The sequence below is a fragment of the Vreelandella piezotolerans genome (assembly GCF_012427705.1).
Taxonomy (GTDB): Bacteria; Pseudomonadota; Gammaproteobacteria; order Pseudomonadales; family Halomonadaceae; genus Vreelandella; species Vreelandella piezotolerans.
Genome location: NZ_CP048602.1, coordinates 771200 through 785452, shown reverse-complemented (window position 1 = coordinate 785452; position 14253 = coordinate 771200). Strand labels below are relative to the sequence as shown.

The following is a 14253-nucleotide window of genomic DNA, read 5'->3' as shown; positions in this document are numbered from 1 at the left end:
AGCGTAGGCGCTGACGGTTATTGCGGCTGACGCCGAGACTGATCCAGCAGACTACCCAGGCTGGCCGCTTTTGGCTTCACTAGCCAGAAGTGGCGCGCGTAGTCGCTAAAGTCTTCCAGAATCGCCGCACCGCGTGCGGAACCCGTCGCGGCCACGTAGGCCTCGATCATTTCCCGCAGGTGGCGACGGTAGGCTTCCATCGCTTCGGTGTTGACCCGGTGAATTTCGACCAGCTCGTGGTTGTACTTGTCCACGAAGGTCCGGTCTTCATCGAGCACGTAGGCAAAGCCACCGGTCATGCCCGCCCCAAAGTTAACGCCGGTTTCACCCAGCACGCAGACCAAACCACCGGTCATGTACTCACAGCAGTGGTCACCCGCGCCTTCGATCACGGCCGTGGCGCCGGAGTTACGTACCGCAAAGCGCTCGCCAGCGGTACCGGCGGCAAACAGCGTGCCACCCGTAGCCCCATAGAGGCAGGTGTTGCCGATAATGGCCGTTTTGTGGCTCTCGAACTGGCTGACCTTGGGCGGCACGATGACGATGCTGCCGCCGTTCATGCCTTTACCGACGTAGTCGTTGGCATCGCCTTCCAGGAAGAGGTTCAGACCACGGGCGTTCCACACGCCGAAGCTTTGGCCCGCCACACCGATAAAGCGCGCCGTCACCGGTGCGGCTTCGAGCCCCTCTTCACCGTAACGCTTGGCAATGGCACCGGAGGTGAGCGCCCCGACGCTGCGGTCGCAGTTGGTGATGGTGAAGTCGAAGGTGCCACCTGACTGAGACTCGATGGCTTCTTTCAGCGCCGCCAGCACTTCCTGGTTCTTGGCACCCGGGTCGTGGGGCACGTTGCGGCTCACTTCACAGAACTGAGGCGCATCCGCAGGCACGAAGTCGTTCGCCAACAGCGGCATTAAATCCAGCTTGCGCTGTGATGCCGTGTTGCCTTCCAACACTTCCAGCAGGTCCGTGCGGCCAATCAGGTCGGTGAGCTTGCGAACGCCCAGCATGGCCATCAGCTCGCGTACTTCTTCGGCAATAAAGCGGAAGTAGTTCTTCACCATATCCACGGTGCCGCGGAAGTGCTCGCCGCGCAGGAAGTCGTCCTGGGTCGCTACACCGGTGGCACAATTGTTCAGGTGGCAAATACGCAGGTATTTACAGCCCAGCGCCACCATCGGCGCGGTACCAAAACCGAAGCTCTCGGCCCCCAGAATCGCCGCTTTGACGACGTCAAGACCGGTTTTCAGGCCACCATCGGTTTGTAGGCGGATTTTGTCCCGCAGGCCGTTGATGCGAAGCGCCTGATGCACCTCCGGCAGGCCCAGCTCCCAAGGAGAACCGGCGTGCTTGATGGAGGTGAGCGGGCTAGCCGCGGTGCCGCCGTCGTAGCCAGACACGGTGATCAAGTCCGCATAGGCTTTGGCGACGCCGGTGGCAATGGTGCCGATCCCTGGCTCGGAGACGAGTTTCACCGAGACCTGCGCGTCTGGGTTGACCTGCTTGAGGTCAAAGATCAGCTGCGCCAAGTCTTCGATGGAGTAAATGTCGTGGTGCGGCGGCGGCGAAATCAACGTGACGCCGGGCACCGAGTAGCGCAAGCGGGCAATCAGCTGATTGACCTTGCCGCCCGGCAGCTGGCCGCCTTCACCGGGCTTCGCGCCCTGAGCCACCTTGATCTGCAGCACGTCGGCATTGACCAGGTAAGCTGGCGTAACACCGAAACGACCTGAGGCGATCTGTTTGATCTTCGAGCTGCGAATGGTGCCGTAACGGGCCGGGTCTTCGCCACCTTCACCGGAGTTGGAGCGACCGCCCGCCTCGTTCATGGCCTGTGCCAGCGCTTCGTGCGCTTCGGGCGACAGTGCACCCAGCGACATACCGGCGCTATCGAAACGCGGAATTAGCGCTTCGATGGGCTCGACCTCTTCCAGCGGCACGGGCGACTCAGAAGGCTTGAGCGTCAGCAGGTCACGAATGGTGGCCACGGGACGTTCATTCACGAGTTGCGCAAATTTCTTCCACTTGGTGTAGCTGCCCTCTTGCACGGCGGCTTGTAGCGACTTCACCACATCCGGGTTGTAGGCGTGATACTCATGGCCGTGCACGTATTTGAGCATACCGCCTTGGGAGATACCTTTGCGGGGAATCCACGCCTCTTTGGCTAGTAGCTCTTGCTGAAGCTGGAGCTCGGCGAAGCCGGTGCCTTGAATACGCGACGCCATGCCCACGAAGCAGGTCTCCATGACCTCGTTCGACAGACCGACGGCCTCGAACAGCATGGAGCCACGATAGGAGGCCAGCGTCGAAATGCCCATCTTCGAAAGGATCTTGAAGAGCCCCTTCTGCAGGCCTTTACGGTAATTCTCGCGGGCGTCTGCCGGGTTGCCAGTCAGCTCCCCGGTGCGGTGCATATCCGCCATGACCTGATACGCCAGCCATGGGTAGACCGCTGTCGCGCCCACCCCGAACAGCACCGCCATCTGGTGCGCATCGCGGGCATAGCCAGTCTCGACCACGATGTTGGCATTGGGGCGTAGCGCCAGGCGGCCCAGGTGGGAATGCACCGCACCCACGGCCAGCGCTGCCTGAATGGGCAGCTGGCCTTTGGGCAGCTCCGCATCGCTCAGCACCAGAATCACTTTACCCGCTTTTACCTGCGCTTCGGCTTCTTGGCACAGCGCGGTAATCGCCTGCTGCAGGCTGGTCTGCTCTGGATCGTACCCGAGCGGCAGCATATGGCTAGCAAAGGCCGGATCGTCCTGGCTCACCAGGGCGGTGAATTTACGCGGCGAGAGCACCGGCGTGGTCAAAATCAAGCGATGGGCGTGTTCCGGTGTGGCCTTGAAGACGTTCAGCTCCGCGCCACAGCAGGTTTCCAACGACATCACGATCGCTTCGCGCAGCGGGTCGATCGGCGGGTTGGTGACCTGGGCAAACTTCTGCCGGAAGTAGTCGGTGAGCAGGCGCGGGCGGCTCGACAGTACCGCCATCGGCGTATCGTCGCCCATGGAGCCCACCGCCTCCTGGCCGCTCTCCGCTAGCGGGCGCAGTACCTGGTCGCGCTCTTCGAACGTTACCTGGAACATCTTCTGCTGCACGTTCAGCGCATCCGTGTCCATCGTTTGGAAGCGCGCCAGTTCGGTCAGCGCCGACTCCAGGTAGTTCGCTTCCTGTTTCAGCCAGCGCTTGTAGGGGTATGCGGACTTCAGGCGATCATCGATGTCCTGAGTGTGCAGCACTTCGCCCGTTTGGGTATCGACGGCCAGCATCTGGCCGGGGCCGACGCGGCCTTTTGCCACCACGTCTTCCGGCTTGTAGCCGTAGGTGCCGATTTCGGAGGCCAAGGTGATGTAGCCGTTCTTGGTAATCACCCAGCGCGCGGGGCGCAGGCCGTTACGGTCCAGCATACAGACCGCTTGGCGACCGTCGGTCATGACCACGCCTGCAGGGCCGTCCCACGGCTCCATGTGCATGGAGTTGTACTCGTAGAACGCGCGCAGCTCGGCGTCCATGGTCTCGACGTTTTGCCAGGCGGGCGGCACCATCATGCGCACGGCGCGGTGTAGCTCCATACCGCCGGTCAGCAGCACTTCCAGCATGTTATCCATACTGGAGGAGTCGGAGCCGGTGGTGTTGACGATTTCGTCTAGTTTAGCGATATCCGGCAGACGCTCGTTGACGAAGTTTGCCTTACGCGAGTTCGCCCAGCCGCGGTTGGCTTCGATGGTGTTGATCTCGCCGTTGTGCGCCAGCAGGCGGAACGGCTGTGCCAACGGCCAGCGCGGTGCGGTGTTGGTCGAAAAGCGCTGGTGGAAGACGCAGATGGCGGTTTCCAGGCGTGGGTCGTTCAGGTCTTTATAGAAGGCCGGCAGATCTTCCGGCATGACCAGGCCTTTATAGGAGACCACTTCGGTGGAGAGCGACGCCACGTAAAAGTCTTCGTCGCTGCGCAGCGCCTGCTCGGCGTAGCGGCGACCCATGAAAAGATCGACATCGAAATTGTCGCTGCTGCCGGGGGCAACGAACAGCTGCTCGATACGCGGCAGGCAGTCCAGCGCCATGGGGCCACAGACACTCGAGTCCGTGGGCACTACGCGCCAGCCCAGCACGTCCAAACCGCGTGCGCTTAACTCAGCCACCAGCGTCTCTTTAGCTTTGGCGGCACGCGCATCGTCGTTGGGTAAAAATACCGACCCCACCGCGAAGCGCTCGCCCAGCTCTACATCGAGCGACTCTTTAGCAGCAGCACGCATGAACTGTGCGGGCATCTTTAGCAGCAGGCCACAACCGTCGCCGGTTTTACCATCTGCCGCGATGCCACCGCGGTGGGTCATGCAAGTCAGTGATTCGATAGCCGTTTTCAGCAAGTCGTGGCTGGCCTGCCCTTCCATGTGGGCAATAAGGCCAAAGCCGCAGTTATCGCGAAACTCGCCTGGCTGGTGAAGACCTCTATTCATGGGCGTGCCTCTAGTCAGCGTATTTTGTAAGCAGCGTTTTTATGGTATTGTTACGGGTTTTTCTTTTTTTATGGCTCTTGTTACCCGCCCAAAATAGGGTGTTTTCCGCATTCGCTGCTGCAAGAAAATGGTCGCTCAGCATAGCGATTTGCCACCGCGTAGCGCAATCGCTCGACACTCGCCAATCGTCAAAAACCCTCGCCAAATCCCGTAGTTGCACTACCGTTCAATAAAAAAACAGTTATACTTCAACGGCTTGCAGGCTAAAGAAACGGTATTTTAACGACCAATATAGAACACTAGACTTTAGTCTAATTTTAACCAAAAACCCCATGCCGATGGCGCATAAGGCATACGGATATCACTAGTCAGCAGCCATTTCGGCGCTTTCTAGGCAAACAAAACCCGCCTGTTTCGAGGCGGGTTTTGAGCGGGTGCGCTTACGATTGATTCCCCTAGCCGCGCGGATAACCATCAAGTAGCTGTCTCAGCGTCTCGATAGGCGTGGCATCGCTAACGCAGGCATCGCCCAAGTCGTTCAGTAGCACCAGACGCAGACGCGCGTCCACGTTCTTTTTATCCAGCCGCATTCGTGTCAAGAAGTCATCCGACGACATGCCCATTGGCGCAACAAGCGGAAGGCCCGCGCTTTCGATCACCGCTTTCGTGCGCTCTAAGGCATCAGCGCTGATCCACCCCAACTGGTGGGAGAGCGTGGCGGCCATCGCCATGCCGGCCCCTACGGCTTCGCCGTGCAGCCAGTTGCCGTAACCTTGATGCGCCTCGATGGCATGGCCAAAGGTGTGTCCTAGGTTCAACAGCGCACGTACGCCCTGCTCGGTTTCGTCTTCCGCTACGATATCGGCTTTGATCTGGCAGCTTTTGGCAATTGCATCTGCCACCACCTCGGGTTCGACGCGGCGCAGCGCCGCCATGTTCTGTTCCAGCCAAGCAAGGAAGGCGGCATCGCGAATGAAGCCGTACTTCACCACCTCCGCCAGCCCTGCAGAGAGCTCCCGCGCAGGCAGCGAGGTCAGCGTGGCGATATCCACTACCACGGCTCTGGGCTGCCAGAATGCGCCAATCATGTTCTTGCCCAGCGGATGGTTGACCCCGGTTTTACCGCCTACCGAGGAGTCCACCTGAGAAAGTAGTGTGGTGGGCACTTGAATGAACGCCACGCCGCGCTGATAGGACGCGGCCGCGTACCCCACCATGTCGCCAATCACACCACCTCCCAAGGCAATCAGGGTACAGCGGCGATTGAAGCCTGCCTCGAGCAGCGCATCCCAAATGCGCCCCACTTGTTCGATGGTTTTGTACTGCTCCCCATCCGGTAGCACCACGGTACGCACGTCGAGCCGCTCGGGCAGCGACGCCTGCAGCGTCTGCAAATAGTGCCGGGCCACCGTCTCGTTGGTGACGATCATCACTTGGCTGCCCGCCAGATAAGGCACGAAGCTGTCTGCGCGTTGCAGCAGCCCTACGCCAATATGGATGGGGTAACTACGCTCGCCCAGATCGACGGTGAGCGTGCGTTGGGGGGCGTATTCGGTCATGGAGAAACCTTCTTCTGTGGGGCGCTGACAGCGTCCAACGGATCGATCAGGCGGTGTACGCGGCGCAATATCTCATTGACCACCGCACGCGGGCTGCGGCGGTCCGTCCGCACGGTAATGTCAGAGGTCGCACGATAAAGCGGATCGCGGGCGGCGAACATGTCGTTGAGCACCTGCTCGCGGTTCGCGCACTGCAACAGTGGACGATTGCGGTCTTTCGCGGTGCGCTTCAGCTGCTGTTCGACGGTGGTCATCAGGTAGATGACGGTGCCACGCTCGCGGAGCACCCGACGGTTCTCTTCTCGCAGTACCGCGCCACCACCGGTGGCAACGACCACCTCCGCTAGCTGGGTAAGCTCGTCGATCATCTGAATTTCACGCTGACGAAAACCTGGCTCGCCCTCGACGTCAAAGATCCAGGGAATATCGGCACCACAACGATCCTGTATGGCGTGGTCGCTATCGTAAAATGGGCGCGATAGCTCCCCTGCCAACAGGCGACCTATCGTGCTCTTGCCAGCCCCCATGGGGCCTATTAAAAAAAGATTGGGTAAATCCTGCATCAGCGAACCGCCAAACCATCGTCAAGTAGTCGTGGAGTAATAAAGACCAGTAACTCTACCTTTTCATTGCTCTCTTCGGTATAGCGAAAGAGTCGACCCAGCACGGGCAGGTCGCCTAATAGCGGCGTTTTCGCCATCTGGCTGAGCTGCTCCGTGGTCAAAATACCGCCCAATACCACCGTCTGACCATTATCCACCAGCACTTGGGTTTCGATTTGGTTGGTATCGATGGGCGGCTCGCCGCCAAACTCACTCTCTCGAAAGCTATCGTTCTTGATCACCAGATCCATGATGATGCGATTGTCTGGGGTGATTTGCGGCGTTACCTCCAGCGATAGCTCTGCCTCTTTAAATTCGGTGTCTGGGTTACCCTGCGCATCGACACTCTGAAATGCTCGCTCTTCGCCCTGGCGAATGGTGGCCGTGCGCTGATTGGCCGTGATCACGCGAGGCTGTGAGATCGTCTGACTCTTCCCTTCACTCTCGAGCGCACGCAGTTCCAGGTCGAGCAGAATATCCCCCGACAAATAGCCAAAGCTGAAGCCGGTGTTGGCTGCTGCCGTGGACCCCAAATCCACCGCCAATCCCCCCTGGGCACGATTGATACCGTTGGGGTTGATATCCCGGCGTGAGAAGGTGCCGTCATCGTTTTCTAAAAAGCCGCGAGTGCTGGAAACGCCCCAGTTCACGCCCAGCTCGCGAGAGGCGGTATCCCGCGCAATGACGATACGTGCTTCGATTTGCACCTGTCGAACCGCCACATCGAGACGGTCGAGAGTCCGCAAGATGTCACGTACCTGAACAGCGGTATCCTGAATCAGTAGTGTGTTGGTACGCTGATCGACGCTCACCCGACCACGCTCGGTCAGCAGACCGAAACCTTCTGCTCCGCGCAGCAGCTGTGCCAGGTCCTCGGCACGGGCGTATTTCACCTCGATGAACTCGGTCACCAGCGGCGCCAGTGTTTGCTGCTGGTTGCGCGCTTCGATTTCCTGACGTTCGATGTCTGCCAACTCACCCGCAGGTGCCACGACGATCACGTTCCCCTGCTCACGGCTTGAGAGCCCCTGGCTTTGCAAAATCAGTGCCAGCGCTTGGTCCCAGGGCACATCGTTGAGATTGAGTGTCACACGCCCCGTCACACTGTCGCTCGCCACCAGGTTCAAGCCGGTAAATTCGGCCAGCGTGGCCAGCACTGCGCGCACTTCGATATCTTGGAAATTGAGGCTCAAGCGATCACCGGTAAAACTCTCGCCCTGACGCTCACGCTCTTGCTGGCTGGCCTGGCTCACCGGCTGCACTTCGACGGTGAGCGTGCGTCCGCTTTGCGATGAGACCATGGCGTAGGGGCCGTTGGTTTGCAGCTCCAGCAGTGTATCGCGCTGCCCGGAACGGGGCGTAATACGGGTAATCGGCGTGGCAAAATCGGTTACGTCATAGATTTGGTTGAGCGCATCGGGAATGTCTACATCGCGGAGTTCAGCCACGACCACGCCGCCACTGCCTTCGCGCACCTGTGTCACCACACCTTCCCGGTCGAAGGTGACCAGCAAACGGCCAGCTCCATCCTCCCCTCGGCGAAAATCGATATTGGTGACGCGTGGGCCTTCAGACGTTTCCAAGCCACTATCGACCGATGGCGGCGCTGCGCTGCTCAAGGCCACGCGCTCGGACGTTGGGACGTCCCCAGCACTCTTCAAGGTAATTCGTAGCTGATCGCCTTCCACGCGGGAGGTGTACTCGAGCGGTTGGCGTAGGTCGACCACCAGACGCGTTCGGCCATTTCCTTCCAATGCAGTAATCTTCTCGACGCCTGCGCGATCGACGTTGATCCGCCGCTGGGGCAAGCCACTTTGGGTATCGGCCAGGTCCAGCGCTAAGCGGGGCGGCGCGTCCAACCGATAGCCACGCAGTTCGGCCACGCCGCCACTGAATTGCAAGAGCAGCTCGACCTCACCGCTGTCGGTTTGGCGCACGTCCAAGTCGGTTAGCACAGACCCAAAGGCAAAAGTCGGCAACAGAGCTAACAGTGATAGCGTAATTCGACGAAGCGTGACGGCCATAGATATCATCCGGTAACGAGTCAATGTAGTGTACTGCCGAGTAGCGTGGGGCTAGCTACTCCTTTAGCGTGAGCGTTGCCTCGCGCTCTTGCCAACCTAACTGCTGATGTAACGTACGTTCGGTGATGCGCACTTCTTGCGGACTGATCGTGGTCACCTGCCCGAAATCGGTGCCTAGGTAGTTGCCTTCGCGCACGCTAGTGACGCTACCGTCTGGCGCGCTGATCAGTGCCACCTGCTGCCCGCCCATCCGCAGCGTGCCCACCAAACGTAGGCTTTGCAGCGGGAACTGCTCTAACGGCTCGGTCTTTCGCTGCTGGTCGGGGGCCAGGGCGCTTGCAAAGACGGCCTCCGCCTCGGTCGCTCGCACGCTCTCAGGAGCGAGGAACGGACTGCGGGCATCACTATAGCGGTACTCTATCGGCTGGTAGTCGGGAATCGTTGGAATGGCGACCGGCGGCTGTCCCGCTGGAGCGCGCCGAATCTCGTCCAACACCGACGCTAGCTGGCCAAGGTTGGCGTCACTACAACCCGCGAGAAGCGCCATTACGCCAAAAGTGAGTAAACGCTTCATGGTACGGGCGCCTCCCCGTCTGCTGCGTCTATATAGCTATAGGTGCGAGCGACCAATGACATACGCAGCGACTCACCGCTCTGCTCGGCCGGTGAGAGCGCGATATCGTGCTGGGTCACGATACGTGCCAACTGACTAATGTCGGCCACGAAGTGCGCCAGCTCGTGATAGCCGCCGCGCACCTGAATATCCAGCGGGTGCTCCACGTAGTGCGTATTTCGCACGGTGGGGCGCAGGCGAATCGTTTCGATACTCAAGTCATTATCCAGCGCTGCCTCGCTAATGCTATCCAATAACGAGGGAATTTCGGCACTGGTGGGCAGCATGGAGCGCATGGTGGTCATCTGCTCTTCGAGCGCGATGAGTTGGTCACGCACTTCGGGCAAAAAGGCCGCTTCAGAGACTTTGCTACGATACTCGTTCAGAAGACGTGCCTCTTGGCGCTGTGCCGCTTCCAGTTCGATGCGCTTTTCGCTCACCAACCACCAGCTCAGTCCGCCCAAGGCTACGCAAAACGCTAGCGCGCCACACAGCACCTTGAGTAGCACGGGCCACTCGCCCGCTTCTTTGACATCCAGCGACTGCCAATCCAGCGTTTTCAATCGCTGCCACTCATCCCGCCAGCGCTCGCGCCCCCCTATCATGGCGACTCCTCCCCGTCACCACTCTCTCTCAGCGACGACTGCACCACTTCGAACTGGAACAAGCGACTATTGCCATCTTGCCCGCTGGTCACCTCCGACAGTAGCGGCACTCCCAGCCCAGGCATACTGGCAATCTGACGCAGCTGATCGGATACCTGACGTTCGCTGCCCGCCATGGCCGATACGCTTACCTGCTCGCCGTTACGGGTCAGCCGCTGATACACCACGCCGTCTACCGCGCTTGCAGCGATATCGTTGAACAGTTGCACGGTACTCACCCGCTCGGCCTGCAGCGTGTTGAACAGCGCCAACTGCTCGCCTAGTCGCTCGGCGGTTTGTTGATAGCGCTGCACATCGGCAATTTCGTTATTCAGGCGCTCGATGTGCTGGGTGATATAGGCGTTACGCTGCTGCTGAGCGGCGAGCTTCTGCTGGTAAAGCTGAGCGACCCCCAGGCCCAGCGCAACCCCGGCGATCAGCATCAGCACGACGACCCCGTAAAAACGGCGGGTGCGTTTCTCCCGACGCGCCTCCCGCCAGGGAAGCAGGTTGATATTAATGCTCATAGTCCAACCCTCATCGCCAAACCGCCCGCGGTGAGCATGGCTGGAGCATCGTTCGTCAAACCTTCCATATTGAGGCGCTTATTGACACGCATACGCTGAAACGGATTGGCGATGGTCACCGACATACCGCTATCGTCGGCGATGCGCTCGGCCAAGCCGGGAATGACGCTCGAGCCGCCTGCCAGTACGATGTGCTGCACTTCGTGCTGGCGCCCGGCGGTATAATAGAGCTGCAGGGAGCGCCCCACCTGTTGCACGACGGTTTCCAGGAACGGATTGAGCACTTTCTCGTGGTAATCCTCAGGCAGGCCGCCGCGCTTTTTGGCAAAGCCCGCCTCTTCGTTACTCAAAGAGTAATGGTCGCGAATCGCGTCAGTGAGCTGGCGACCGCCAAACACCGTGTCCCGGCTATAAACGATGTGACCTCCACGCACGACGTGAAAGGCATTCATGTTCGCACCAATATCCACTAGCCCTACGCAGGCGTTGGGGTCGCTGTCGACGTTGAGCTGACGACGCAGCTCGGCCAGCGAGCGCTCCATGGCGAAGGTTTCCACGTCCACCGCCGCAGGCTCCAATCCGGCACGCTCCAAGGTTTCGGTGAGCTGTGACACATCCTGCTGGCGGCAAGCCACCAAAATGACCTGCTGCTGCTCGTCATCGAAGGGCGCAGGGCCCAGGCAGTGGAAGTCGAACGCCACTTCATTGAACGGAAACGGAATATGCCGGTCTGACTCGGCGATTATGCGCTCTTCGATCTCGTCTTCGCTCAGCGAGACGGGAAACTGAAGCGTTTTGGTAATGGCAGCGCTGGCCGGAACGGCCACGGCAGCTTTACGCGTTGAGGGTTTGGCGTGTTCGACGGCGCGACTCAGCATGTTGGCCACATCGTTCATATCTCGAATACGGCGTTCGACCACCGCACCTTCGCGAAGCGGGCGCACGGCGTAGCTCTCGACTTGGTAATTATCGTTGCACCGTTTGAGTTCGAGTAGCTTGACGGTCGCCGAGGTAATATCGACACCAATCAACCCTTTACTGGGTGTTAGTAAACGCATGTTGAGTTCGGCTCCGCCTGCCTATCGTGCGAGTTTCGAGGTTACATGATTTTTAGTTAAGGCACACGCCAATGCCTCTACGCCATATCAACACTGGTGGCCGCTGCCTCCCCTTCCTATAATGGCAGCCACTTGCGCGCCATGGCGTTAATACTGCCCTGGCTACTCCTCTTTTTACGGGTGCCCACTGTTCATGACGTTTTTACGGACTCTTGTGCTGTCACTATTTTCACTGGTCGTTGCGCTCTCGGGTGCGGTCATACTGGCGGTGATCGGTGCGGCGATCTATTTTTCGCCGGGCCTGCCCGACGTGCGTCAGCTGCAGGATTTCGAACTGCACACGCCACTACGGATTTTTACCAACGACGGCAAGCTGATCGGCGAATTCGGTGAAGAGCGCCGCGTGGCGATCGACTTCGATGACATTCCCCAAGACATGATCAACGCGCTGATTGCTGCCGAAGACGCCAGTTACTTCGATCATGCAGGCGTCGACCCGCGCGGCTTGGCGCGCGCGGCGGTCGAGCTGGTTCAGAGTGGCGGCACCATTCAATCGGGGGGTTCCACCATCACCATGCAGGTCGCACGTAACTACATGCTGACCCTCGACCAGACGTTCACACGGAAAATTCGCGAGATTCTGCTGGCCTTACAGATGGAGCAGATTCTCGACAAAGAGGAGATCTTCGAACTTTACGTCAATAAGATCTTTCTAGGTAACCGTGCTTATGGCATTGCCGCTGCCGCCGAGACCTATTACGACAAGCCACTCGCCGAGCTGAGCCTGGCGGAAACCGCCATGATTGCCGGACTGCCCAAAGCCCCCTCGGCGTTCAACCCACTGGCCAACTCCGAGCGTTCGCTGATTCGTCGCAACTGGATCCTATTCCGCATGCGTGAGCTTGGGTATATCGATAACGATACCTATCAAAGTGCCGTTCAGGCCCCAGTCACCGCACGCCGCCACTACACCCAAACCGAGGTGGATGCCGCCTACGTGGCAGAGATGGCACGCCAATACGCCATCGAGCGCTTTGGTGATACCGCCTATACCGGTGGCTACCGCATTTACACCACCATCGATAGCGAACTGCAGCCGTTTGCCCGTCAGGCGCTGGCCAATGGCCTGATCGCTTACGACTTACGCCATGGCTGGCGGGGTGCCGAGCAAGAGGACATTGCCCCCAGCTTGGTCGAAGCCCAAGAGCAGACCACTACCCAGGGTTTGGAAGAGGAGCTGTCAGAGTCGCCGGAGATCCGCCAAACCGCTCGTCAGGCTGCCCAGCGTAGCCAAACCGAAGTCGAAGGCGTGGATGGCGATGTGAGCAACTGGCTTCAGGTACTGGAGCGTACGCCCAACTATGGCCTGCTGCAGCCTGCCATCGTGGTCGAGAGCAGTGGCCGTGAGATGCAGGTGCTGACTCGTGGCGGTGAGCTGCAAACGATTCCATGGAGTGGTCTTAGCTGGGCGCGCCCCTATTTGAGCCCGCGTAGCCGAGGGGCCGAACCGACCAATGCGGCACAGATTGCCGAACGGGGCGACCTCATCCGCGTCATCGAGACCGATGACGGCACGCTGCGCCTTTCCCAACGTCCAGACGCCGAAGGCTCGCTGGTGGCGCAAGACCCACGCACCGGTGCGATTCTGGCGCTGCAGGGCGGCTTCGACTTCAACGCTAGTAAGTTCAACCGCGCCGTGCAAGCCCAGCGTCAGTCCGGCTCAATCTTCAAGCCGTTCATTTATCTCGCCGCCTTGCAAGATGGCGAAATGAACGCGGCGAGCGTGGTCAACGACGCGCCGGTGGTATTGGATGATGGCAGCGATTCACTATGGCGCCCGGTCAACTCAAGCCGCGACTTCCAAGGTCCGATGCGCCTGCGCCCGGCACTGGCACGTTCGCGCAATCTCGTCACCATTCGCGTGCTGCAAACCATGGGGCTCGACCACACGATCCAATATCTGGAAGGGTTCGGCTTCTCGCCGGAGCGTCTGCCCCGCGGCCTGTCACTGGCCCTGGGTAGCGCCAGTCTCACGCCCATGGAGATGACCAACGCCTACGCGGTGATCGCCAACGGCGGCTTCCAAGTCTCGCCTTGGTTCATCGAGCGGGTGACCCGCGATGACGATAACGAAGTGATCGATGAAGCTACGCCGCAGGTTGCCTGCGTGAGTTGCGCCGAGGGCCAGGAAACCGTCGAGATCGATGGCAAGACCTACCCGATCGCCCCTCGTGTGGCCGACGCAGCAGCGGTATATATTCTGCGAGACATGCTGCGCGACGTCATTACCTCCGGTACGGGCCGAGGTGCACTGAGCCTAAACCGTGAGGATATCGTCGGTAAAACCGGCACGACCAACAGCCAGCGAGACGCCTGGTTTGCCGGTTTCAATAGCAATCTCGTCACCACGGTGTGGGTCGGTAAAGACAGCAACGACACCATTGCCGAGTATGGCGCGAATGCCGCTCTACCCATCTGGATCGACTTCATGGGCGATGCGCTCGAAGGAACCCCCTCTGCACTGCCAGAGCGTCCCGACACCATCGTCACCGCACGGGTGGACCCGGAGACGGGCCGTCGTTTACACGATGACCAACCGGGCGGCATGACCGAGCTGTTCCACAGAGACCATCTACCGGATTTCCAGCCTCGGCGCATTAGCCAAGAGCTTGAGGAAGCCAGTGGCTCGCAGGGGTCTGGCACGGCAGAGTCGATCTTCTAAATACGAACCGACGCTAAAACGTAAAAGCCCGGGAACGAATGTTC

The 14253-nt window shown here is 59.7% G+C and carries 9 protein-coding genes; 1 reads left to right on the top strand and 8 read right to left on the bottom strand.

Annotated features, from left to right (window positions below):
- Positions 1-17 precede the first annotated feature (17 nt).
- The 8 genes from gltB to pilM all read right to left on the bottom strand — a co-directional run bounded on the left by gltB (position 18) and on the right by pilM (position 11487).
- Positions 18-4460 carry a glutamate synthase large subunit gene (gene gltB, locus GYM47_RS03630; RefSeq protein WP_139525131.1) on the bottom strand — a complete coding sequence of 1481 codons (4443 nt, stop codon included), beginning with the start codon at positions 4458-4460 and terminating at the stop codon, positions 18-20.
- A 455-nt stretch (positions 4461-4915) separates the two neighbouring features.
- Positions 4916-6019, bottom strand: coding sequence for a 3-dehydroquinate synthase (aroB, locus tag GYM47_RS03625; RefSeq protein WP_139525130.1), 1104 nt, complete (start codon positions 6017-6019; stop codon positions 4916-4918).
- Positions 6016-6582, bottom strand: coding sequence for a shikimate kinase AroK (gene aroK / locus GYM47_RS03620; protein WP_139525129.1), 567 nt, complete (start codon positions 6580-6582; stop codon positions 6016-6018). Before aroK ends, aroB begins: the two co-directional genes overlap by 4 nt.
- Positions 6582-8645, bottom strand: a complete 2064-nt coding sequence (locus GYM47_RS03615) for a type IV pilus secretin PilQ (RefSeq protein WP_153842151.1) — start codon at positions 8643-8645, stop codon at positions 6582-6584. Before GYM47_RS03615 ends, aroK begins: the two co-directional genes overlap by 1 nt.
- Positions 8646-8700: 55 nt before the next feature.
- On the bottom strand, positions 8701-9219 hold the full coding sequence (locus GYM47_RS03610) for a pilus assembly protein PilP (protein WP_153842150.1): 519 nt from the start codon (positions 9217-9219) through the stop codon (positions 8701-8703).
- Positions 9216-9863 carry a type IV pilus inner membrane component PilO gene (locus GYM47_RS03605; protein ID WP_139525126.1) on the bottom strand — a complete coding sequence of 216 codons (648 nt, stop codon included), beginning with the start codon at positions 9861-9863 and terminating at the stop codon, positions 9216-9218. Before GYM47_RS03605 ends, GYM47_RS03610 begins: the two co-directional genes overlap by 4 nt.
- Positions 9860-10429 carry a PilN domain-containing protein gene (locus GYM47_RS03600; protein WP_139525125.1) on the bottom strand — a complete coding sequence of 190 codons (570 nt, stop codon included), beginning with the start codon at positions 10427-10429 and terminating at the stop codon, positions 9860-9862. The genes GYM47_RS03605 and GYM47_RS03600 overlap by 4 nt, the downstream gene beginning before the upstream one ends.
- On the bottom strand, positions 10426-11487 hold the full coding sequence (gene pilM / locus GYM47_RS03595; RefSeq protein ID WP_139525124.1) for a type IV pilus assembly protein PilM: 1062 nt from the start codon (positions 11485-11487) through the stop codon (positions 10426-10428). Before pilM ends, GYM47_RS03600 begins: the two co-directional genes overlap by 4 nt.
- Positions 11488-11680: 193 nt before the next feature.
- On the opposite strand from pilM, the gene GYM47_RS03590 reads away from it, so the two are divergent.
- Entirely contained in the window at positions 11681-14209 is a 2529-nt protein-coding gene (locus GYM47_RS03590; RefSeq protein ID WP_153842149.1) for a penicillin-binding protein 1A, read from the top strand.
- The last annotated feature ends 44 nt before the right edge of the window (positions 14210-14253 follow it).

Bases quoted from the DNA above. Each gene is read 5' to 3' on its own strand.
- aroB (WP_139525130.1), bottom strand. From the start codon at position 6,019: ATGACCGAATACGCCCCCCAACGCACGCTCACCGTCGATCTGGGCGAG.
- GYM47_RS03590 (WP_153842149.1), top strand. From the start codon at position 11,681: ATGACGTTTTTACGGACTCTTGTGCTGTCACTATTTTCACTGGTCGTT.
- gltB (WP_139525131.1), bottom strand. From the start codon at position 4,460: ATGAATAGAGGTCTTCACCAGCCAGGCGAGTTTCGCGATAACTGCGGC.
- GYM47_RS03605 (WP_139525126.1), bottom strand. From the start codon at position 9,863: ATGATAGGGGGGCGCGAGCGCTGGCGGGATGAGTGGCAGCGATTGAAA.
- aroK (WP_139525129.1), bottom strand. From the start codon at position 6,582: ATGCAGGATTTACCCAATCTTTTTTTAATAGGCCCCATGGGGGCTGGC.
- GYM47_RS03600 (WP_139525125.1), bottom strand. From the start codon at position 10,429: ATGAGCATTAATATCAACCTGCTTCCCTGGCGGGAGGCGCGTCGGGAG.
- GYM47_RS03615 (WP_153842151.1), bottom strand. From the start codon at position 8,645: ATGGCCGTCACGCTTCGTCGAATTACGCTATCACTGTTAGCTCTGTTG.
- pilM (WP_139525124.1), bottom strand. From the start codon at position 11,487: ATGCGTTTACTAACACCCAGTAAAGGGTTGATTGGTGTCGATATTACC.
- GYM47_RS03610 (WP_153842150.1), bottom strand. From the start codon at position 9,219: ATGAAGCGTTTACTCACTTTTGGCGTAATGGCGCTTCTCGCGGGTTGT.